Raw genomic sequence first — 22207 nt, forward strand, 5'->3', positions numbered from 1 at the left:
CGACCACCGACACGGCCCGCCCTGCGAGTCCGCGCCTGGGGACGACGCACGCCCCCTGCTCCTGTGGTCGTCTCGGCGCCCGCCCACCGTCAGGCGCGGGTGTCGCCACCCTGCGCGGGCGGCGGCTCCGACGGCGCAGGCGCCGCGGTCGACGCAGCCCCCGGTGCCCCGGACGCCGCCCCCGCCGCGGACCCCGCTCCCGCCGCGGACCCCGCTCCCGCCGCGGACCCCGCTCCCGCCGCGGACCCTGCCCCCGCCGCGGACCCCGCCCCCGCCCCGGACGCCGCCCCCGCCCCGGACGCCGGCGGCGCCACCCCCGCAGCGGAACCCGGGACCGCGACCGCCGACACCACGGCCCCCGCCGCCATCAGCCCCGCGCACCAGAGCATCGCCACGGGGTGCGCGTCCGCCAGCACGCCGGGGTCGGACAGCCCGGCGCCGACGCCCGCGACCAGCGGCAGCACCGCCACCGCGAGCAGGCCGGCCACCCGGGCGACCGCGTTGTTGGTCGCCGACGCCACGCCCGCGAGGTGGTCCGGCGCCGCGGCGAGCGCGGTCGCGGTGAGCGGGGCGACCGTCAGCACCAGGCCGACGCCGACCAGCAGCACGCCCGGGAGGACGCCGAGCAGGTAGCCCGTGTCCGTCCCGATGCCGGCGAGCAGCACGGCCCCGGCGCCCGCGAGCAGCGGCCCGACGGTCATCGGGATCCGCGGGCCGATCCGGGCACCGAGCGCCCCGCCCTGCGCGGACAGCAGCAGCATGAGCAGGGTGACCGGCAGGGACGCGATCCCGGCGGTCAGCGGCGACCACCCGGTGACCACCTGCAGCGTCACCGGCAGGAAGAAGAAGATGCCGCTGAGCGAGGCGTACACGAGCAGCGTCGCGAGGTTGACGGCCGCGAACGGTCGCCACCGGAACAGCCGCAGCGGCAGCGCGGGGTGGTCGGACCTGGCCTCGGCGAGGACGAAGGCGGCCAGCGCCAGCACGCCGACCGCGCCCACGGCGGCCACGGACCCGGTCAGCCCCTCCTCGGACCAGGCCGTCAGCGACCAGGTGAGCGCGCCGAGCCCGATGCCCGCGAGGACGGTGCCCAGCACGTCGAGCCGCCCCGACGCCTCCGGGTCGGCGGACTCGGGCACGTAGCGGACCGCGACGGCGACGACGAGCGCCGCCAGCGGGATGTTGATGCCGAACACCCAGCGCCAGCCGACCTGCTCGACGATCCAGCCGCCCAGGAACGGGGCCACCGCGCCGGCCGCGCCGCTCAGCCCCGACCAGGCGCCGATCGCCTTGGCCCGGTCCTCGGCCACGAAGGTCGCCTGCAGGATCGCCAGCGACCCCGGGGTGAGCAGCGCGCCGCCGACGCCCTGCAGGGCGCGCGCGGCGACCAGCAGCCCGACGGTCGGGGCGACGGCGCAGAGCACGGACGCGGCGGCGAACGCGACCGTCCCGACCAGGAACACCCGGCGCCGGCCGTACCGGTCGCCGAGCGACCCGCCGAGCAGCAGCAGCGCCGCCAGGGTCAGCGCGTAGCCGTTGACGGTCCACTGCAGCCCGGCGGTGGTCGCGCCGAGGTCGGCCGCGATGGCGGGCAGCGCGATGCCGACCACGGTGCCGTCGAGGAACACCAGCGCCGACCCGAGGACGGTGGCGAGCAGCGTGCCGCGGCCGGCGGGGGAGCGGAGCTCGAGCGCGCGCGGCGCGGGGGACGAGGTGGGCACGGGACCTCCTGCGGCGGCTGGGGCGTCGACGCGCGGCGCCCGGGGCAGGGCGCCCGGAGGGGCGTCGTGCCCTGCGACAGTACGGCCGCGACGGCCTCGCGGACAGCCCTCCGGGGGGCCCGGAGCACCTACCCGGCGTGTCGTTCGGTCAGCGGAGACGCGCCGCGTCGGGCACAGTAGGCGGGTGGGTGACGTCAGGGACCTTCGTTCGGCGCCGGGTGCGAGGCGTGCGGACGCGCGCGCGGAGCACGACGAGCTGGTCCTCGACGCGCGCCGATCCGCCCCGCGCGCGGCGCGGCACTGGATCATGCACCGGGTCGCCGCGTCCGGCGTCGCCGGGTCGGCCAACCAGGTGATCGAGCTGCTCACGGGCGAGGTCGTGGCCAACGCCGTCGTGCACGGGCCCGAGCACGGACGAGTCCGCGTGGCCGTCCGGATCGACCACCGCGGCGTGCGCGTGGCCGTCACGGACGAGAGTCCCGCGCGCCCGCAGGTGCAGCACCCCGCGCCCACCGCGGTCAGCGGCCGCGGCATGGCGCTGGTCGAGGCGCTGTCCCGCACCTGGGGCGTGGACGAGCACGGCGACGAGGGCAAGACCGTCTGGTTCCTGGTCGACCCCGAGGCCGACTGACCCCTCCCGCCCCGCGGCGACGACGCCGCCGCGCGGCCGGGCCCGCCGGTCAGCCGCGCCGCCGGCCCCCGCCGAGCGCCAGGTCCACCACCAGCGCGCGGTGGTCCGACATGCCCGTGTCGACGGCGACCGGCTCGCTCGACGGCTCGACCGGCCCGTCCAGCAGCACGTGGTCGATCTGCCGGTCGGGCACCTCGACGGGGAACGTGTTCACCCGGCCGACGGAGCGCCAGCCCGAGATCCGCTGCGGCGTCGCGCCCTCGAGGTTGAGGTCGCCGGTCACGGCGATCGGCCGCGGCAGCGCACGGCACGCGCGCACCAGGTGCCGCAGCTGGACGACGTTCCACGCGGTGATGAACGTGAGGTGGGTGGCGACCACGGTCAGCGGCCCCTCCGGCGTCTCGACGACCGCGGCGAGCGCGGCGCGCTGCTCGTCCTGCACCATCGACGGCCGGCGGTTCCCGCGGTGCACCATCGGCACCCGGCGGCGCAGGGTCGGCAGCGTCAGCACCCGCCAGGCGCTGACCGGGTGCCGGCTCAGCAGGGCGATGCCGTAGGCGGCGATCGCCGGCTGGTCCTCGCCGGTCGCGGCGGTCCAGGTGCCGGGGTGGCCGTGCAGCGTGGCGACGAACCGGTGCGCCTGCGCGCCCATCGCCTCGGCGGCGACCGCCGTCAGGTCGGCGCCGTGCGACCGGGGCTGGTCGCGGTCGACCTCCTGGAGCGCGAGGACGTCGGCGTCGAGCCCCCGCACGGCGGAGGCGAACCGGTCCAGGTCCACCTTGCCGTCGGTCAGGCTGCGCCCGTGCAGGATGTTGAACGTCGCGAGTCGCACGTCGGCGATTCTTCCCGTCGTCCTGCGGACGCGCGCGTCGTCGTGCAGACTCCGGGGGCATGACCTCCGAAGCCGCCACCGCGTCCGCCGCCGGCGCCGGGGTCGGACCCGGCGCCGCCGACCCGCCCGACCCGCGCACCGCGCTGCAGGACGCCCTGAGGATGGCGGCCGTCGCCCTCGAGGACGCGGGCATCCCGTTCGCCCTGGTCGGCGGGTACGCCGCGTGGGCGCGGGGCGCGCCGGAGCCCGACCACGACGCCGACTTCGCGATCTCCGAGGAGGACGTGCCGCAGGCCAAGGCGGCGCTGGCTGCGGCGGGCCTCGACGTGCAGGACCCGGCGGAGAACTGGCTGTTCAAGGCGTTCCACCACGGCGCGCTCGTCGACATCCTGTTCCGGATGGTCGGCGAGCCGATCGGCCGCGACATGCTCGCCCGGTCGGACACCATGGAGGTGCTGGCGGTCCGGATGCCGGTGCTCGACGCGACCGACATCATCTCCGCGAAGATGCGGGTGCTCGGGGAGCACTACTGCGACTTCACGCGGATGATCGCGATCGTCCGGGCGCTGCGCGAGCAGATCGACTGGGAGCGGGTCCGGGACGAGACGGCCGAGACGCCGTACGGCCGGGCCTTCCTGCTGCTGGTGCACGAGCTCGGGATCTCGCCGGTCGGGCCCGCGACGCGCTGACGGCACGCAGGGATCTCCCGGGTGCCTGCAAGGACGGGCCCGGCCGCGACACAGTAGGGGCACGGGTGCGCCTGCCGGCGCGCCCGCCGACCCCGAGGGGACCGCGAGTGCCGAGCCGTCAGCAACCCGCCGGGCCGAGCGCCGGCGCGACCGCCGGGCGCCCGGACGCCCCGGCGACCGAGCCGCGCGCGCCGGAGCCCGCCGACCCGACCCGCGAGCCGCCCGCCGGCCCCTCGGCGCCCGGACGGGACGCCGCGTGGTTCGAGGCCCTGTTCGCCGCGCACGCCACGGCCGTGCACCGGTACCTGCTGCGCCGCGGCGCCGGGGACGACGCCGAGGACCTGGCCGCCGACGTCCTGACGGTCGCCTGGCGGCGCCGCGCGGAGGTGCCGGACGAGCGCGAGCTGCCCTGGCTGTACCGCACGGCGGGCTTCGTGCTGGCCAACCATCGCCGCAAGGGCCGACCCGTGCCGGTCGAGGAGGTCCCGGACGAGCCGGACCCGGACGACCCGGCCGTGCGCGCGGTCCGCGACGAGCGGGTCCGCGAGGCCCTCGGCCGGCTCAGCGCCCGCGACCGGCAGGTCCTGCTGCTCACCGCGTGGGAGGGGCTGACCGGGGACGACCTGGCGCTCGTGCTCGGGGTGTCCCGCGGCGGGGCGGACGCGGCGCTGTCCCGGGCCCGGGCGCGGCTGCGGGAGGCGTGGGCCGCGGACTGACGGCGGCCCGCGCCGCGCGTTCTTCCCACGCGCCGTGCAAGGCCCAGGCGCCCGGCGACACAGACGGGGTGGACGCGCCCCGCGATGCACCGCCGGGGCGCACGGACCCGAGGAGACCGACGTGGACGAGCACCGCGACCACCAGCACGACCCGGCCGCCGGCACCGGCGACGACGAGGCGCTCGCGCGGCTCCGGGCCGCCGACCCGGCCGCCGGCTCCGCGCTCGACGCGGCCGCGCTCCGGGCCGAGGTCGCGCGCCGGACGGCCGAGGACCCCGCGGACCGCGACCCGGGCGCCGTCGTGCCGCTGGCCGGCCGCCGCCGGTCGCGCTGGCTGCAGGCCGCAGCCGTCGCCGCCGCGGCCGCCGTGGTGGCGGGCGCGGGCGGGTACGCCGTCGGCGCGGCGGGCGGCGACGGGGGGAGCACCGTCACGGCGGAGGCGCCGATCACGCTGTCCGGACCGGCGGCGGAGCGGGCGACGACGCTGGACGGCGCCGCGTCGACCGCCGACCTGCGCATCGCGCCGTGGTTCGGCGGTCGCACCGTGTTCTCGTCGTCCGGCCTGGCCGACGACGCCACGTCCGGGCACGCCTGGGCGTTCGACGCGGCGTCGGTCTTCTCGGCGGAGACGGCGGCCCGCGTCGCGGGCGTCCTGGGCGTCGCGGGCGAGCCGGCGCAGCAGTTCGGCGCCTGGACGGTCGGCCCGCAGGACGGGTCCGGCCCGACCGTGACCCTGCAGCCCGACGGCACCGCCGGCATCAGCTACTACGACCCGACGCGCGACCCGTGGTCCTGCGCCGCGTCCGCGCCCGACCAGACCGACCAGCCCGACGCGGGCGCGGGCGACGGGACCGCGACGCCCGAGCCCGGCGCCGCGACCCTGGACCCGTCGCTCGTCGACCCGGCGCTGCCGACGGTCGTCGCGCCGACCTGCGACCCGGCGGCGGGCCCGGCCCCGACCGGCGACGCCGCGACGTCCGCGGTGCGGGACCTGCTCGGCTCCCTGGGGGTCGACCCGGACCGCTTCCAGTACGAGGCCCTCGAGGGCGACGCCCGCGCGTCGACGGTCACGGCGTACCAGGTGCTCGACGGCCGGCAGACGGGCGTCACCTGGTCCGTCACGCTGGTCGAGGGCGGCGTGCAGTCCCTCTACGGGTCGCTGGCCCCGCTGGTCGACCTGGGGGAGTACCCGGTGGTCGGCGCGGCGACGGCGGCCGAGCGGCTGAACGACCCGCGGTTCGGCGCCGGCGGCGGTGGCGTCGTGCCGCTGGCGCGGGCCGAGGCGGCGGACGGCGGGGCCGCCGGGGCGCTGCGCGACGGGGCGTCCGACGACGCCGTGGCGCTCCCGGCGCCGGAGCCGGGCGACCCGACGGTCCCGCCGACGGCCGAGCCCGGCGCGGCGATTCCGTGGCCGGTGCAGCAGGTGACGCTCACCGGCGCGCGGCTCGGCGTCAGCATGGTGACCGGCGCGGACGGCGCGGCCCTGCTGGTGCCGGCCTACGAGCTCACCGACGCGGACGGCTCCTCGTGGAGCGTCGTCGCGGTCGAGGAGGGCTCGCTCGACCTCGCCGGGTGACCGGCGACGCACCCGGCCGCGGAGGGCGGCCGGGTGGGCAGCGGGCGCCGCAGGGGGCCCGGCGCGGGCGGGGAGCCGTGGAGGGACGGCTCCCCGCCCGCGGTGCGGGGCGGCGAGCCGGGCGACCGCGGGCGCCGGCGTCGGCGTCGGCGTCGGCGCAGCGTGCCGTGCGGTCCGGGCCGCGCCAGGGGTTGCCGAGCGGCCCGCCGCACGGCACGGTCGGTGGATGGGCCGACGACACGACCGCACCGTTGACCGCACGCGCGACCGCCGGGGCTGGGTGCCCGGCGACCCGACCGTCGCGCTGCCGCCCCCGCCGCCCGGGCGCCTGGGCACCGCCCCCGGGCTGCTGCTGCGCAGCGCGGTGCTCGGCGTCGCCGCCGGACTCCGGGCGTCCGTGGCGCTCGCGGGCCCGACTCTGGCCGACCCGTCGAACGGCACGCTCAAGCGCCTGACCGCCCGCGTCGGCGTCCTCGCGGAGCTGACCGGCGACAAGCTGCCGAGCACGCCGAGCCGCCTGGTCCCGCCCGGTCCGCAGAGCCGCGCGGTGGCGGCGGCCCTCGGTGGCGTGGCGCTCGCCCGGCAGCGGCGGCGCTCGGTCGTCCTGCCCGCGGCGACCGCGGCGCTGTTCTCCCTCGCCGGCACCACGGGCGGCGCCGCGTGGCGGGCCTGGGCCGGGCAGCGCGGGCCGGACTGGCGCGGCGCGCTCGCCGAGGACGCCGTGGCCCTGACCCTCGCGACCCTGGCGTCCCGCTCCCGCGCGCTGTAGCCGCACGCCTGCCCGCGGCGCGACCCGCCGCCTCAGCCCGCCGCGCGCGCCGTCGCCACGCGGACGTGCGCCGCCATGCCGCCGTCCCCGAACGTCGGCTCGCCGAGGGGCAGCGCCGGGTCGGCCGCGACCAGCGCCTCCCAGTCCGCGAGCCGGCGGATCGCCGTCGCCTCCTGCGCGAGCAGCACGTCCGTCAGGTGCGCCGCGTAGGCCGCGCGGTGCTTCTCGACGAGCCCGCGCACGAGGTCGAGCCGATGCTCCATGCTGCGGACGTTCGCCGACGCGGGCGCGGTCCGGTACCGGATGAGCGCCTCGGGCTCGATCGCGACCCGTCCGCCGCGGGCGAGCATCCCGAGGTACAGGTCCCAGTCCTCGAACCCGGCGCGCAGCGACTCGTCGTACCCGCCGGCCCGCTCCCACGCCGCGCGCCGCAGCACGGCGGTCCCCGGGCAGGCGTTCCGGTGCAGGAAGTCGACCAGCCGACCGCCGACCGGCCGCGCGACGCCCGTCGCGACGCCGAACAGCCCGAGCCAGGACGACGCGGCCACCACGTCGGGGTCGTCGAGCAGCGGGACGACGCGCTCCAGGAACGCCGGCGCCAGCCGGTCGTCGCCGTCGAGCACGAGCACCAGCGGCGCGCGGGTCGCGGCGATCCCGGCGTTGCGGGCCGCGCTCACCCCGGCGTTGGCCTGCCGCAGGACCCGCACGCCCTCGGCGCGCAGCCGGTCGAGCACCGCCAGCGAGCCGGAGTCGGCCGACCCGTCGTCGACGACGACGAGCTCGGCGCACGGCGCGGTCTGCGCGCGCACGGACGCGACGGCCTCCACGACCAGCTCGCGCTGGTCGTGGGCGGTGACGACGACGGCGACCTCCATGCCGGGCACGCTAGCGCCCCGCGCCGCCCCGGCTCCGCCCGCCCCGGCTCCGCCCGCCCCGGACCCGCCCGCCCCGGACCCCACGACGCCGCGGCCGGCCGGGCCCGTCGGAGGGACGGGCCCGGCCGGCCGCGGCGTGTCGGGAGGGGGACGGGTCAGCGCGCGACCTCGATCACCCGCACCTGCCCGCCGGGCACCTTGGCGGTGCCGGCGAAGGTCTCGCCGGTCAGCAGGTCGGTGCCGGTCGCGGGCAGCTCCGCGGCCTCGGCGCCGTGGTTCACGGCGACGACGTAGTCCGAGGTGTCGCCGTGCCGGCGCACGACCTCGAGCTCCGCCGGCAGGCCCGACGGCGCGAGGCCGGCGTCGGCGTACACGGCGGCGAGCAGCGGCGCCAGGCCCTCGACGGAGGGGCAGGTCGAGACGTACCAGCCGGTGCCCTCGCCGTGCGCGTGCCGGGTGACGGCGGGGGCGCCGGGCAGCGGGCCGTCGGCGTAGGTCGCGACGACCTCGGCGCCGTGCAGCACCAGGTCCTCGGTCCACACGCCCGCGGGCGTCGGGTCAGTGCCGGCGAGCGCGCCCGTCCAGGCGACCTCGACCTGCTCCCCGGCGCGCAGCGGGGCGTGCTCCTCGACCGTCACGCCCAGCGCGGGGCGCAGGAACGCCGCGAAGCCGCCCGCGGGCACCGCGTCGTCCTGGTCGACGACGCCGGAGAAGCAGCCGACGACCAGCGTGCCGCCGCCGGCGACGTAGCCGTCCAGGTTCGAGCCGGCCTCCTCGGTGAGCAGGTAGGACGCCGGGGCGACGACGAGGCGGTAGCCCGACAGGTCGTCCTCGGGGTGCGCGAAGTCGACGGTGAGGCCGTCCTGCCACAGGCGGTCGTAGTACGCGCGGATCCGCTCGCGGTGGCCGAGGTCGACCGACGGCCGCCACTCGAGGTCCTGGGCCCAGAACGACTCCCAGTCCCACAGGATCGCCACGTCGGCCCGCACCCGCGAGCCGCGGACGGGCGCGAGCTTCTGCAGGTCGGCGCCGAGCTGGACGACCTCGCGGAACACCCGGGAGCCCGTGCCGGCGTGCGGCAGCATCGCGGAGTGGAACTTCTCGGCGCCGCGGCGGCCCGCGCGCCACTGGAAGAACAGGATGCCGTCGGCCCCGCGGCCGAGGTGGGTCAGGGAGTTCCGCGCCATCTCGCCCGGGCGCTTCGCGAGGTTGCGCGGCTGCCAGTTCACGGCCGAGGTGGAGTGCTCCATCAGCAGCCACGGCTTGCCGCGGGCGACCGAGCGGGTCAGGTCGGCGGCGAGCGCCAGGCCGACGTGGCTGCGGTGGTCCTCGGCGGTCAGGTAGTGGTCGTCGGAGACGATGTCGACCTCGTCGGCCCACTTCCACAGGTCGACGGCGGGGCACTCGGCGGCCATGAAGTTCGTGGTGACGGGGATCGTCGAGTGCGCGCGGACGGCCTCGCGCTCGGCGACGAAGCACTCCCGCAGGGCGTGGTCGGTGAACCGCGCGAAGTCGAGCCGCTGCGCCGGGTTGGTCACCGACGGGGTCAGCCGCGGGACGTCGACGTGCTCCCAGGTGCCGTAGCGCTGGCCCCAGAACGCGGTGCCCCACGCGGCGTTGAGCGCGTCGAGGGTGCCGTACCGGGCCTGCAGCCAGGACCGGAACGCCGCGGCGGACGTCTCGGAGTAGTCCTCGGAGACCGGGGCGCCGTACTCGTTGTGCACGTGCCACAGGGCGATCGCCGGGTGCGAGCCGTAGCGCTGCGCGAGCTCGGTCGTGATCCGGACCGCGGCGGCGCGGTACTCGGGGGACGACGGGTTCGCCATGCCGCGGGAGCCGAAGCCGAGCACGGTGCCGGAGCGGTCGACGACCCGGGTGTGCGGGTAGGTCGCGAAGAACCAGGCCGGCGGGGAGGCGGTCGGGGTGCCGAGGTCGACCCGGATGCCGTTCGCGTGCAGCAGGTCGATCACGCGGTCGAGCCAGCCGAAGTCGAACACGCCCTCCTCGGGCTCCAGCAGCGCCCACGAGAAGATCCCGATGCTGACGAGGTTCACGCCGGCCTCGCGCATGAGCCGCACGTCCTCGGCCCAGACCTCCTCGGGCCACTGCTCGGGGTTGTAGTCGCCGCCGTAGGCGATGCCGTCCAGGCCCAGGACCCAGGGGGTGTCGGGGTGGGCGGACGTGGGCTGCGCGGTCATGGATCTCCTCGGGCGACGCTGCTTCGGGCTGAGCACGGTCCCAGTCGCAATCGCCGGGACACGAGTAGGTAACAGGAGCCTGGGCCGTGTTGACAAGCCCTGCGCCTCGCATCGTACTGTGACCGTGCACAGCCGATGTGCACAGACACAGCGCGGTGATCGCCCGCGGTGTGACGCCCCGCCGCGAGGACGCGGCGGGTCCTTGACGAGGAGGACCGATGCGCCTGCACACAGCGATGAAGACCGCAGCCGTGGTCGCCGCGACCGCGATGCTCGCGGCCGGCTGCGGCGGCGGCTCCGAGGGGGACGGCGGCTCCGCGGCCGACGGCCCCGTGGAGCTCACGTTCTGGACCTGGGCCCCCGGGATGGAGGAGACGGTCGCGGAGTGGAACGCCGCGAACCCCGACATCCAGGTGACCGTCAACAAGCAGGACGGCGGCGACCCGGCCATCACCAAGCTGCTGACCGCCATCAAGGCGGGCTCCGGCGCGCCGGACCTCATGCAGACCGAGTACCAGAAGATCCCGACGCTGGTCGCCGCGGACGCGCTCGCCGACCTGTCGGACGTGCTCCCCGAGGACCTCGCCGACCGGTACGCGGACGGCACCTGGGAGTCCGTGACGCTCGGCTCCGACGCCGTCTACGGCGTGCCGCAGGACTCCGGCCCCATGCAGTTCTACTACCGGGCCGACATCTTCGAGCAGCTCGGCCTCGAGGTCCCCGAGACCTGGGACGAGTACGCGCAGGTCGCCGAGCAGCTGCACACCGCCGACCCGAGCAAGTACCTCGGCACGTTCTCCGCGAACGACGCCGGCTGGTTCACGGGCCTCGCGCAGCAGGCCGGCGCCTCCTGGTGGGGCATCGAGGGCGACTCGTGGTCGGTCGACATCGACTCCGAGCCGACCCAGAAGGTCGCCGAGTACTGGGGCGGCCTCGTCGAGCAGGGCGTCATCGACAACAAGCCGATGTACACCCCCGAGTGGAACGCGGCGCTGAACGACGGCTCGCAGGTCGGCTGGCTGTCGGCCATCTGGGCGCCGGGCGTCCTCGAGGGCAACGCCCCCGACACCGCCGGCAAGTGGGCCATGGCCCCGATGCCGCAGTGGGAGGCCGGCGACACCGCGACGGGCAACTGGGGCGGCTCCGCCACCTCCGTGACCTCGCAGTCGGAGCACCCGGAGCAGGCCGCCGAGTTTATCGCCTGGATGAACGGCAGCCAGGAGGGCGTGAACGCCCTCGTCGAGTACGGCAGCCTGTACCCGGCCGACCTCGACGCCCAGGGCGAGGCGCTCGCCGAGCCGCCGGCCTTCTTCTCGCAGCAGGCCGACTTCTACGACATCGCGGCCGAGACGGCGCAGGGCGTGCAGCCCTTCACCTACGGCCCGAACGTCAACGTCGCGTACTCCGCGTACAACGACGAGTTCGGCAAGGCCACCGAGGCCCGGACCGCCGACGCGTTCCTGGCCGCGGTCGAGGCCATGCAGACCGCCACGGTCGACGACCTGAAGAACGCGGGCTTCTCGGTCGCCGAGTGAGCTCCCGGCCGGGGCGGGGCGCCGCACGCGTCCCGCCCCGGCCCGGCACGCCGCACGACCCCGGACACCCCCACCGCTCCCGCGGAAGGACCCCCTCGTGACCACCACCGAGCCGCGCGCGACGACCCCCGCGCCACCCGCGTCCGTCGAGCCGCGCCGCCCGCGCCGGCGGCGCACCCTCGCGCCGTACGTGTACCTCGCGCCCGCGATGACGCTGTTCACGCTGTTCCTCGCGCTGCCGATCGGCTACGCCGTCTACCTGAGCCTGCGCACCGTGAAGGTCAGCGGGCTCGGCCTCGGCTCCGGCGCGCGCCAGGAGGTGTGGGCCGGCTTCTCGAACTACTCCCGCGCGCTCGGCGACCCCGAGTTCCTCGCGTCCGTCGGCCGCGTCGCGCTGTACGGCCTCGTGCTGGTCCCGACGATGCTCGGCCTGGCCCTGCTGTTCGCGCTGCTGCTCGACGCGAAGCGCACCGGGGTCAAGGGCTTCTCCCGCGTCTCGATCTTCCTGCCCTACGCCGTGCCGTCGGTCATCGCGTCGCTGCTGTGGGGCTTCCTGTACCTGCCGCGGGTCAGCCCGTTCGAGTACGTGGCCGAGTCGCTGGGCCTGCCGACCGCCGACGTGCTGTCGTCGAACGTGATCCTGTTCGCGATCGCCAACATCGGCCTGTGGGGCGGCGTCGGCTTCAACATGATCGTCATCTACACGGCGCTCAAGGCGATCCCGCAGGAGCTGTACGAGGCCGCCCGGCTCGACGGCGCGACCGAGCGCGGCATCGCGTGGCGGATCAAGATCCCGATCGTCGCGCCGTCGCTGATCCTCACGTTCCTGTTCTCGATGATCGCGACGCTCCAGGTGTTCGCCGAGCCGACCACGCTCCGGCCGCTGACCAACACCATCTCCACCACGTGGAGCCCGCTGATGAAGGTGTACCGCGACGCCTTCACCCGCGACGACATCTACTCCGCCGCCGCGACCTCCGTCGTGATCGCGCTGGCGACGTTCGTGCTCTCGTTCGGCTTCCTGCGCCTCGTGCAGCGCCGCGCCTTCGCCCAGGAGAACGGCTGACCCATGGCGACCCTGACCTCCTCCCGCCCCGCCGCGCGCCCCGCGCGCCGGTCCGCCGGCCTCACCCCCGTCCGCGAGCGCGCGCAGCGCCCGTCGTTCTGGCCGACCGCGATCCTGCTGCTCGGTGCCCTGTACTGCCTCTTCCCGGTGCTGTGGGTGCTGATCGCGTCCACCAAGAGCGCGGGCGAGCTGTTCTCGACGTTCACGCTCGCCCCGTCCACGCACCTGTGGGACAACATCACCGAGCTGTCCGCCTACCGCGACGGCGTGTTCTGGCGGTGGATGGCGAACACCGCGCTCTACGCCGGCGTCGGCGGCCTGCTGTCCGTCGTGGTGTCGGCGATGGCGGGCTACGGCCTGGCGAAGTTCCGGTTCGCCGGCAAGTCGGCGATCTTCAACATCATCCTGGCGGGCGTGCTGGTCCCGGGCGTCGTGCTGGCGATCCCGCAGTACCTGCTGCTGGCGCAGGTCGGCCTGACCAACACGTACTGGTCGGTGCTGCTGCCGAGCATCATCAGCCCGTACGGCATCTACCTCGCGCGCATCTACGCCGCGGCCTCGGTGCCGGACGACGTGCTGGAGGCCGCCCGCACCGACGGCGCCCGCGAGTGGCGGGTGTTCACGTCGATCTCCATGCCGATGATGGTGCCCGGCCTGGTGACGGTGTTCCTGTTCCAGTTCGTCGCCATCTGGAACAACTTCATGCTGCCGTACATCATGCTCGGCGACGACCGGCTGTTCCCGCTCACGGTCGGCCTCTCGGGCCTGCTGAACCAGGGCGCCTCGCAGCCCGCCATGTACACCTCGGTGATCACCGGCGCGCTGCTGTCGATCCTGCCGCTCGCGGCGCTGTTCCTCACCCTGCAGCGGTACTGGCAGGTCGACCTCGCGGCCGGCGCCGTGAAGGCCTGACGTGCCCGTAAGGTCAGGGGTCGTGGACACGACCGCCCGCCGCCGACCCACGATCCGCGACGTCGCGGCGGCCGCCGGCGTGTCCCGCGGGACCGTGTCGCGGGTGCTGAACGGCGGGCACTGGGTGTCGCCCGAGGCGCTCGTGGCCGTGCAGGAGGCCATCCGGACGACCGGGTACTCGGCGAACCAGCACGCGCGCAGCCTGGTGACCGGCCGGGCGAACTCGGTGGCGTTCCTGCTGACCGAGCCGCAGCACCTGCTGTTCGAGGACCCGACGTTCTCGATCCTGCTGCGCGCCGCGGCCGAGGCGCTGGCGGCGCGCGAGATGCCGCTGCTGCTCATGGTCGCCGGCACGCAGCAGGAGCGGCGGCGGATCACCGACTACGTCGCGGCCGGGCACGTCGACGGCGTGCTGCTCATCTCCTCGCACCGGGGCAACCCGGTGGTCGGCGACCTGCTGCGCCAGGGCGTCCCGACGATCGCCTGCGGCGAGCCGCTCGGGTACGAGGACCGGATCGGCTGGGTGTCCGCGGACGACGAGGGCGGCGCCCGGCGGATGACCGAGCACCTGCTCGCGCGCGGCCGGTCGCGGGTCGCGACGATCACCGGGCCGATGGACACCCCGGGCGGACTCCGGCGGCTCGCCGGGTTCCGCGCGGCGCTCGGCGACGCGTACGACGAGGCGCTGGTGGCGCACGGCGACTACTCGCGGGCCTCGGGCCAGGCCGCGATGCGCGAGCTGCTCGAGCGGCGGCCCGACCTGGACGCGGTGTTCGTGGCGTCCGACCTCATGGCCGCGGGCGCGCTGGTCGCGCTGCGCGAGGCGGGCCGCTCGGTGCCGGGCGACGTGGCGGTCGGCGGGTTCGACGACTCCGGCCTGGCTGCCACCCTCGAGCCGCCGCTGACGACCATGCGGCAGCCGTTCGAGCGGATCGCGTCCGAGATGGTCCGGCTGCTGCTCGAGGTCGTCGAGGGCGCCGAGCCCGCCCGGATCACGCTGCCGACGGCCCTGGTGGAGCGCGCCTCGGCGTGAGCCCCCGCCGACGGGCGGGTCCTGCCACACTCGGGGCATGGCCGACCGTCACGCGCTGATGCTGCTCGACTCCGCGTCCCTGTACTTCCGGGCGTTCTACGGGGTCCCGGACTCGGTGAAGGCGCCCGACGGTTCGCCGGTGAACGCCGTGCGCGGGCTGCTCGACATGATCGCCCGCCTGGTCACCGACCACCGGCCCGACCGGCTGGTCGCGTGCTGGGACGAGGACTGGCGCCCGGCGTTCCGGGTCGCGGCCATCCCGTCGTACAAGGCGCACCGCGTGGTCGGCGGGGCCGAGGCGGCGGCGGCCGCGTCGTCGGACGGCGTCACGGTCGCCGAGGAGGTGCCGGACGCCCTCGCGCCGCAGGTGCCCGTCATCGCGGAGGTGCTCGCCGCGCTCGGCATCGCCCGCGCCGGCGCACCGGGGTACGAGGCCGACGACGTGATCGGCACGCTCACCGCCCGCGAGGTCGCCCGGCCGGCGGGGGAGCGGTCGCCGGTGCTGGTCGTGACCGGGGACCGGGACCTGTTCCAGCTCGTCGACGACGACGCGCCCGTGAGGGTGCTCTACACGATCCGCGGGATCAAGGACGTCGAGGTCGTCGACGGCGCGCGGCTGCGGGAGAAGTACGCCGTGGCGTCGGGCGGCGCGTACGCGGACATGGCGGTGCTGCGCGGGGACCCGAGCGACGGCCTCCCGGGCGTCGCCGGCATCGGCGAGAAGACCGCCGCCGCGATGCTCGCGAAGTACCGCGACCTGCCCGGGCTGCTGGCCGCGCGGGACGCCGGCGACCCGGGCCTCACCGCCACGCAGCGCCGGCGGCTGGTCGAGGCGGACGACTACCTCGCCGTCGCGCCCGGCGTGGTGCGGGTGGCCGCGGACGCGCCCGTGCGGCTGGCCGGCGGCGCGGACCCCGCGGCGGCGGACGCGTTCGCGCTGCCGCGGCAGCCCGTGGACGGCGCCGCGCTGGTCGACCTGACCGAGCGCTGGGGCCTGGAGTCGAGCGTCCGCCGGGTGCTGACGGCCCTCGCCAACCGCTGACGGCGCGCCCACGCGGCGCCGCCCCCGACGCCGAGTGGGCAGCGGACACGTCGAGCGGGCATCCCCTGGTTGCCCGCTCGACGCGTCGCGTGCCCACTCGGCACGCGCCGCGTCGCCGGCGCACGCGAGAGGGGGGTCACCGCCCCCCGGTGACCCCCCTCGCGGCGCGGCCGGTCCTGGATCTCCCCGGCCCGTCCGCGCCGCCCTCCCGCGCGGGGTGCGGTCCGGCCGGGGCGGGCGACCCCCGCGCCCGCCCCGCCGTGCCGCACCCGCGCGTGCGCGCCTCAGCGCACCTTCAGCACCCCCACGGTGAGCGTCGGGGTGTAGCCGCCGTCGCCGGTGTACAGCGCGGTGACCGTGGTGGTCCGGCTGACCTTCGGCAGGGTCACCGTCGCCGAGCCGTCGGTCAGCGGCACGGTCGCGACGGGCCGGACGCCCGCCAGCACCGTGATCTTGCCGCCGGCGGTCGGGGCGCCCTCGGGACCCGCGACCGTGACGGTCACCGCGGGCGTCGCGCCGCGGGAGACCGTCCAGGACGGGGTGTCGAGCGTGATCGTCGGGAACGTCGCCAGCACGCGGTAGGCCCGCTGGGTCTGCGAGCCGTCGACGTCCGCGCTGCCCGTGTACACCGCGGTGAGGGTGTGCGACCCGGCCTTCAGGTCGCGGGGCAGGGCGATCGTCGCGGTCGCCTGCGTGCCGGTGCCGGGCGCGAGCTCGCCGGTCGCGAGGACGGTGCCGCGCTCCCGGATCTCGACGGTGCCGGCCGGGACCGCGCCCTGGCCGGTGACGGTCACGGTCGCGCTCGCCTCGGAGCCGTACCGGCCCGAGTTCTGCGACAGCGTGACCTTCGTGGTCGAGCCGGCCTTCGCCACGTCCACCGTGACCGGCGCCGACTCGGACCCGGCGAACGCCGCGCTGTCCGGGGTGAACACCGCCGTCAGCGCGTGCGACCCGCCGCCCAGCCGGACCGTCGCGGTGGCCGTCCCGCCGGCGACCGGGGCCGTGGCGACCTCGGTGCCGTCCACGCGGAACGACACGGTGCCGGTGGCCTCCGCCGGGTCGACGGTCGCCGTGAGCGTGAGGTCCTTCCCGACCTTCGCCGGGCCGCGCACCTCCAGCGCGGTGGTCGTCGGCGCGGCCGCGGGCACGGCGACGTCGAGCACCTGGGCCCGGGTCGTCGGGTCGGCGTTGTGGCTGTGCAGGACCAGCAGCTGCTCGGCGGGCGCCGCCGTCGTGGTCGACCGGTGCACGGTGAGCTCGGTGGCGTCGGACGCCGCGAACCACAGCGCGTCGGTCACGCCGCCGTCGAACCAGTAGGGCGGGTCGAACGGGTCGACCGTGAACGCGTCGGCCGCGTCGACCTGGCCGCCCGGGTCGGCGGCGTAGTCCGAGAACGTCCACACCGTCGCCGTCGGGGTGGCGCCGGGCTCGAGGCCCAGCGCGCCGATCCCGACCGGCGCGACCAGCACCGAGCTGTCGAACACCGTGGTGTCGACGTCGCCGAACGCGCCGTTCACGCCCTGCACGTCCAGGGTGTCGCCGGTCTCGTAGTCGAACGTCGCGGCCACCGTGACGTCGGCGGCGTCGCTCAGCTTCTGCACCACGGTCTGCGCGTCGGTCGCCCCGTCGCCGTCGACGTCCCAGTCGATGACCGGGAGCACGGCCTGGCCGAGCGTGGCCCAGTCGCCGTCGACCGCGATGCCGACGCCGAGGTACCCGTCGGCCGGGTCGCCGCCCGCGGCGGCCTGCTGCGGGGCGGTGGACGTCCAGCCGACCCAGCGCAGGTCGCCGGACGCCACCGCGGACTCCGAGGTGACGAACCCGGGGACGTCCTCGAGCTTCGGGCTCGTGGCGCCGAGGGTCAGCGGCGCGACCAGCGACGTCCAGCCGCCGGAGTCGACGCCCCGGCCCGACAGGGTCAGCGCGGCGGTCTCCGCGCCGGCGTCCGCGAACGACACCGGGTCGGCGGTGAGCTCGGAGACGAGGCGCGGCGCGGCCTGCACCGGGACGCGGAGCTCGTCGGAGCCCGAGGTCAGCACCAGCCGGCCGGACAGCGACGCCACGTACTCGCGCGGCACGCCGCCCTGGGTGGTGGCCTGCGTCGGGTCGATCTCGCGCTCGAGGGTCGCCGGGTCGGCGGTGAGCGTCAGCGTGACCAGCCCCTGCCGGCCCGCGGGCACGGTCAGCGTCGCGGGGGAGGTGGTGATGGTTGTTGCACCGGTGGTGGTCGACGCGGCGAACGCCGTGCCGTAGGTGACGTCCTCGGTGCCGGTGTTGTGCACCGTGACCGTCTTCTTCAGCGTGACCGGCTCGTCCGCCACGTCCACGACGCCGAAGGTCACGGACACCTGGTCCGGGTCCTCCGACCCGTACGCGAGCACGGTGTCGGCGACCGCGGCGCGGGCGTCGACGCGGCCGGAGCCGACCCGCTGCGGGCCGTACGCGGTGCCGGACTGGTTCGCGCCGGTCCAGATGTCGTGCGTCGCGGTGTTCATCACCGCGGCCTTGACCTGCGCGGGCGTCCAGCCGGGCTGCGTGGCGCGGACCAGGGCCGCGATGCCGGCGACGTGCGGCGCGGACATCGAGGTGCCGGAGAGCGACTGGGCCGCGGTGCCGGTGCCGGACGCCGCCGAGAAGATCAGCGTGCCGGGCGCGGCCACGTCGGGCTTGATGATCCCGAGCGAGCCGTGCGCCCCGCGGGACGAGCCCGGGTTCAGGGCGTCGCCGATCTCGTCCGACGTGACCGAGGCGGCGAGCGACGGGCCGAGGTGCGCGACGACCCCGCCGGCCTGGATGGCGGGCAGCAGCGCGTCGGTCGACGAGGCGGTGAGCTGCGCGCCGGGGATGGTCGCGTTGCCGGCGATGCCCGCGGCGAACACGGTCGACTCGGTGCCGATCAGCACGCCGGCCGCGCCCGCGGCCTCGGCGTTGTTCCACCGCGCGCCGGAGCCGCACGCCCGGGTCGCGTCGTCGTCGTCCCACCACAGGTAGGCGATGTTCCCGGCGAGCCGGTCGGCGTACTCGGTGAGCGGGGCGCAGCCGTCCACGTTGTCGCCCAGGTACACCACGGGGGCGGTCACGTCCGCGGTGCCCGCGTAGGAGATGGAGTTCTGCGCGGACCAGGTGCCGACGAGCGCCGGGTCGGGCGCCTCGGTGACCTCGACGCCGTCGTAGGTCTGCGGGCTGCCGACCGAGTTGGCGACGGTGAGGCCCGACGCCGCGGAGCCGGGGGAGCCGCCGACGTCCGTGATGTCGGCGGAGTTGCCCGCGGACAGCACGGCGAGCGTCCCGAGGTCGGACAGCCGGTCGATGAGCAGGTTGTCCGGGTCGTCGGACGGGGTGGCCGAGGCGCCGAGCGACAGGTTGACCACGTCGAGGTGGTCGCCGAAGTCGCCGTCGCCGTCGGGGTCGGCCGCCCAGTCGAGCGCCACGCCGGTCAGGTCGGTGGACCCGCCGATGTCGCCGAACACCTTGAGCGCGTAGACGCCGGCCTCCGGTGCGGAGCCCGGGCCGACCTCCCAGTCCGTCAGGTCGGTCAGCGTGCCGTAGTCGCCGGTGAACGTCGTGCCGTCGGGCTGCACGCCGTAGCCGGCGGCGGTGCCGGCGACGTGGGTGCCGTGGCCGGAGTTGTCCGACGTGTACAGGCTGTCGATCGGGTTGGCGTCCGGCGTCGGCGTGAGCGTGGCGCCGGGCAGCTCGGAGGCGGGGTCGGCGTCGTACAGCGGGCCGGCGAAGTCGTAGCCGCCCAGGTACTTGGCCGGGTCGTACAGGCCCTCGGGGACGGGCTGCGTGCCGTCCTCCCCGTAGGCCTGCTGGTACGCCTCGACGGTGCCCGGGCCGCCGAACGCGGCGTGGGTGTAGTCGAGACCGGTGTCGATGACGCCGATCCGGACGCCCTCGCCCGTCTGGCCCGTGTCCTGCCACACCTGCAGCGCGCGCGTGAACGCGTCGGTGGAGGAGTTGTCGGCGGTCTTGGTGGTCACCCGGTACACCGCGACGACGCTGTCGGAGGTGGCGAGCTCCCGGACCTGCGCCGCGTCGCCGGTGACGAGCGCGCCCGAGACGAGGTTGGACAGGGTGGCGATGCGCTCCGGCGCCACGGCGGCCGTGCGGGCGGCGGGGTCGGCCTCGGCGGGGACGACCGCCTCGGCGACCTGCTCGACCTGCGCGGTCGCCTCCTGGACCGCGGCCGCGTCGCCGCCGTCCTCCGCGACGTCGAGGCCGGACGGGGCGTCCAGCTGCACGAACGCGGTCACGGTGCCCTCGGCGTCGGCCAGGCCCGAGGAGACCTTGCCCTCGGTGCCGGCGAGGACGTCGTCCGAGGCGACCGGGTCGCCCGCGCCGGCCGTCAGCCCGGGGTCGAGGGGGAGGGGCGGTGACGCGGCACCCGGCCCCGCGGCGGACGCGGTGGCGCCCGCTCCGAGAGTGGTGGTGGCGGCCAGCGCCAGGACGGTCAACGAGGCACGGAGCGGGCGACGCGTCATGGGGTTCCGTTCATCGGGCAGGGGCGGGCGTGCACCGCGTCGTGACTTGACGTCACGACGGAGGGTGACTGCCGCCACACGGTACGCACTTCTGGGCGATTCGTCACGGTTCCGCCACACATTCGTCGCTCAGCGCGCGCACAGGCGTCGCTAGCATGGGTGACCCGGGCCACAGGAGCGGCTGATGACATGCCTGGCCAGGGCGGCAGCCGACGCCGCGCACCTGAGGGTGGCGCGTGTGCGGATCTCGTGAAGATCGGGCCCCGGCATCGTCACGGGATCTTCGCGCGCTGGTCGCGCCGTCCTTGAACGACCCCGAGGTCCGCTGCCTAACCTCGACGACCGTGAGTGACAGCATGCCCGCCGCGCGGCGCACGTCCCGCGGCCGGCACGCAGCCCCGCGCGACGAGCGCGACCCCGCGGCCCCGGCCGCCGCGACGACACCCACGCCCGCCTTCCCCGGGGAGGTGGGCGCGGTCGTGCCCACCGGCCGGAACGACGCCCCCGGCACCCCCGCCGGCCCGAGCGCGTCGCCCGCCCCGTCCCCGATCGAAGGTGCAGCACCCGAGCCCGTGACGTCCTCCACCCCCTCCCCCCGCACGTCCCCCGACACCACGACCCCCGTCGACCACGCCCCCGTGCGCGCCCGCGGCCGCCGCGCGGCCGGCCCGGCGCAGGACGGCCCCGGCGACCTCCCCGCCCGGCGCGCGTCGGCCCCCTCCGGCCGTCGTGCCGCCGCGGCCGGCGGCCGCCGCGCCGCCGAGCCGACCGGCGGGCGCGTGTCGCACCGCGCCGACGGCCGCGCCTCGGTGCGCACCCCGGCCCGCGGCGTCCCGGTCGCGACGCTCGCGTCCGCCGACGCGCCGAACCGCGCCGAGCGACGGCGTCGCCGCGCCCCCCGCCGGTCCGCCGCGCGCATGGCGCAGGGCGCCGTCGCCGTGGGCCTGGCGCTCGGTGTCGGTGGCTTCGCCATCGCCCCCACGGCCGTCGGTGCGCGGGCGCTCGCGGGCGCCGACGCGGAGCCGACCGCCTCGCCGAGCCCGGGCGACGCCGCGACCACCGCGGCCCTCGCGCCCGAGGTCGTGCAGGAGCGCGGCGCGGCCGTCGTCCTCGCGGCCACCACCGTGCAGGAGGCCGGCGACGCCAAGGCCGACGCCGTCGCCGCCGCCGTGCCGGCCGACGCCACCGCGGCGCTCGACACCGCGGTCGCCGAGCTCGACACCCTGATCGCGGCGACCCAGGCCGAGCAGCCCGCGCTGCAGGCCCTGCAGCCGGCCGCGCCCGCCGCGCCGGTGCTCTCCGGCGAGGCCCTCGACCGGGCGGTCGCCGAGGTCGGCGCGTCCGCGCTGGCGGACGCCGCCGCCGCGGCGGGCGCCGAGTCGGCGTCCGACGACGTCGCCGCGGCGGACCCGTCCGCCGCCCCGACCGAGCCCACCGGGTCGGCCGCGGACGTCGCCGAGACCCCCGACGACCCCACCGCCGCGCGCCTGACGGCCGCGATGGGCGAGGTCGCCACGCTGACCGCCGAGCTGCAGGTCGTCACGCAGCAGGCGCAGGAGGCCCAGGCAGCGGCCGCCGCTGCCGCCGCGGCCGCCGCCGAGGCCGCCCGCAAGGAGGCCCAGCGGACGTCGCTCGAGGGCTACAGCAACGGCCAGATCCCGTCGTCGGCGCTGTGCGGCCTCGACTTCGCGCCCGGCCAGGAGCTGCGCTGCGACGCGGCCGAGGCGCTCGAGCAGCTGAACGTCGCGTTCACGCAGGCGTTCGGCACCAACCTGGTCATCACGGACTCCTACCGGTCGTACAGCCAGCAGGTCGCCTGCCGCGCGCAGAAGGGCAGCCTGTGCGCGACGCCCGGCACGTCGAACCACGGTGGCGGCGTCGCGATCGACCTGGGCGGCAACGCCTACTCGTTCGGCACCGACCAGCACGACTGGATGCTGGCGCACGCCGAGGAGTACGGCTGGACGCTGCCGGAGTGGGCCCGCGCGACCGGCTCGAAGCCGGAGCCGTGGCACTGGGAGTACGTGGGCTGACGCCCCCGCGGGCCCCGGAGGGCGCGGCGTGCGTCGGCGGTCGCGGCGTCCTACCGTGAGCAGCGCGGCGGCCGCCCGGCCGTCGAGCCACCCCT

Annotated in this window: 16 protein-coding genes; 11 read left to right on the forward strand and 5 right to left on the reverse strand. The window is 76.7% G+C overall.

All coding sequences use genetic code 11. The annotated features are described in order from the left end of the window. Positions 1 to 89: 89 nt before the first annotated feature. Positions 90 to 1721, reverse strand: coding sequence for a DHA2 family efflux MFS transporter permease subunit (locus Cpa01nite_RS12560; RefSeq protein ID WP_203669117.1), 1632 nt, complete (start codon positions 1719 to 1721; stop codon positions 90 to 92). 184 nt (positions 1722 to 1905) lie between these two features. Between Cpa01nite_RS12560 and Cpa01nite_RS12565 the strand changes: the two genes are divergently transcribed. Next, positions 1906 to 2352 carry an ATP-binding protein gene (locus Cpa01nite_RS12565; protein WP_203669186.1) on the forward strand — a complete coding sequence of 149 codons (447 nt, stop codon included), beginning with the start codon at positions 1906 to 1908 and terminating at the stop codon, positions 2350 to 2352. A 49-nt stretch (positions 2353 to 2401) separates the two neighbouring features. Here the strand turns inward: Cpa01nite_RS12565 and Cpa01nite_RS12570 are convergent, their stop codons facing one another. Continuing rightward, the gene (locus Cpa01nite_RS12570) at positions 2402 to 3184 is read right to left on the reverse strand and encodes an endonuclease/exonuclease/phosphatase family protein (RefSeq protein WP_203669118.1); all 783 of its coding nucleotides are present in this window, start codon (positions 3182 to 3184) and stop codon (positions 2402 to 2404) included. A 59-nt stretch (positions 3185 to 3243) separates the two neighbouring features. Here Cpa01nite_RS12570 and Cpa01nite_RS12575 point away from each other — a divergent pair, with 59 nt between their 5' ends. From Cpa01nite_RS12575 to Cpa01nite_RS12590, 4 genes are all read left to right on the forward strand, one after another. Beyond that, a complete protein-coding gene (locus tag Cpa01nite_RS12575) occupies positions 3244 to 3873 on the forward strand; it encodes a nucleotidyltransferase family protein (protein ID WP_203669119.1) in 630 nt (209 codons plus the stop codon). Between the two features lie 107 nt (positions 3874 to 3980). Further along, positions 3981 to 4589 carry an RNA polymerase sigma factor gene (locus Cpa01nite_RS12580; protein WP_203669120.1) on the forward strand — a complete coding sequence of 203 codons (609 nt, stop codon included), beginning with the start codon at positions 3981 to 3983 and terminating at the stop codon, positions 4587 to 4589. 121 nt (positions 4590 to 4710) lie between these two features. Beyond that, positions 4711 to 6165: a hypothetical protein gene (locus tag Cpa01nite_RS12585; RefSeq protein ID WP_203669121.1), complete on the forward strand. Its 1455-nt coding sequence runs from the start codon at positions 4711 to 4713 to the stop codon at positions 6163 to 6165. Between the two features lie 226 nt (positions 6166 to 6391). Further along, entirely contained in the window at positions 6392 to 6934 is a 543-nt protein-coding gene (locus Cpa01nite_RS12590; RefSeq protein WP_203669122.1) for a hypothetical protein, read from the forward strand. A gap of 32 nt (positions 6935 to 6966) precedes the next feature. Here the strand turns inward: Cpa01nite_RS12590 and Cpa01nite_RS12595 are convergent, their stop codons facing one another. After that, positions 6967 to 7809 (reverse strand): glycosyltransferase family 2 protein, encoded by an 843-nt coding sequence (locus Cpa01nite_RS12595; protein WP_203669123.1) that lies wholly within the window; start codon positions 7807 to 7809, stop codon positions 6967 to 6969. Between the two features lie 155 nt (positions 7810 to 7964). Beyond that, entirely contained in the window at positions 7965 to 10007 is a 2043-nt protein-coding gene (locus tag Cpa01nite_RS12600; protein WP_203669124.1) for a beta-galactosidase, read from the reverse strand. Between the two features lie 218 nt (positions 10008 to 10225). Here Cpa01nite_RS12600 and Cpa01nite_RS12605 point away from each other — a divergent pair, with 218 nt between their 5' ends. The 5 genes from Cpa01nite_RS12605 to Cpa01nite_RS12625 all read left to right on the forward strand — a co-directional run bounded on the left by Cpa01nite_RS12605 (position 10226) and on the right by Cpa01nite_RS12625 (position 15595). After that, entirely contained in the window at positions 10226 to 11542 is a 1317-nt protein-coding gene (locus Cpa01nite_RS12605) for an ABC transporter substrate-binding protein (protein ID WP_203669125.1), read from the forward strand. 97 nt (positions 11543 to 11639) lie between these two features. After that, entirely contained in the window at positions 11640 to 12608 is a 969-nt protein-coding gene (locus Cpa01nite_RS12610) for a carbohydrate ABC transporter permease (RefSeq protein WP_373307411.1), read from the forward strand. A gap of 3 nt (positions 12609 to 12611) precedes the next feature. Further along, positions 12612 to 13520: a carbohydrate ABC transporter permease gene (locus Cpa01nite_RS12615; protein WP_203669126.1), complete on the forward strand. Its 909-nt coding sequence runs from the start codon at positions 12612 to 12614 to the stop codon at positions 13518 to 13520. Positions 13521 to 13542: 22 nt separating this feature from the next. After that, positions 13543 to 14553 carry a LacI family DNA-binding transcriptional regulator gene (locus tag Cpa01nite_RS12620; protein WP_203669127.1) on the forward strand — a complete coding sequence of 337 codons (1011 nt, stop codon included), beginning with the start codon at positions 13543 to 13545 and terminating at the stop codon, positions 14551 to 14553. Between the two features lie 37 nt (positions 14554 to 14590). Beyond that, the gene (locus Cpa01nite_RS12625; protein ID WP_239068750.1) at positions 14591 to 15595 is read left to right on the forward strand and encodes a 5'-3' exonuclease; all 1005 of its coding nucleotides are present in this window, start codon (positions 14591 to 14593) and stop codon (positions 15593 to 15595) included. A 284-nt stretch (positions 15596 to 15879) separates the two neighbouring features. Here Cpa01nite_RS12625 and Cpa01nite_RS12630 read toward each other — a convergent pair whose 3' ends face one another. Next, the gene (locus tag Cpa01nite_RS12630; protein WP_203669128.1) at positions 15880 to 20079 is read right to left on the reverse strand and encodes a S8 family serine peptidase; all 4200 of its coding nucleotides are present in this window, start codon (positions 20077 to 20079) and stop codon (positions 15880 to 15882) included. Between the two features lie 572 nt (positions 20080 to 20651). Between Cpa01nite_RS12630 and Cpa01nite_RS12635 the strand changes: the two genes are divergently transcribed. Next, positions 20652 to 22112 (forward strand): M15 family metallopeptidase, encoded by a 1461-nt coding sequence (locus Cpa01nite_RS12635; RefSeq protein ID WP_203669129.1) that lies wholly within the window; start codon positions 20652 to 20654, stop codon positions 22110 to 22112. Positions 22113 to 22207 lie beyond the last annotated feature (95 nt).

It is taken from the genome of Cellulomonas pakistanensis (assembly GCF_016862755.1).
GTDB lineage: Bacteria > Actinomycetota > Actinomycetes > Actinomycetales > Cellulomonadaceae > Cellulomonas > Cellulomonas pakistanensis.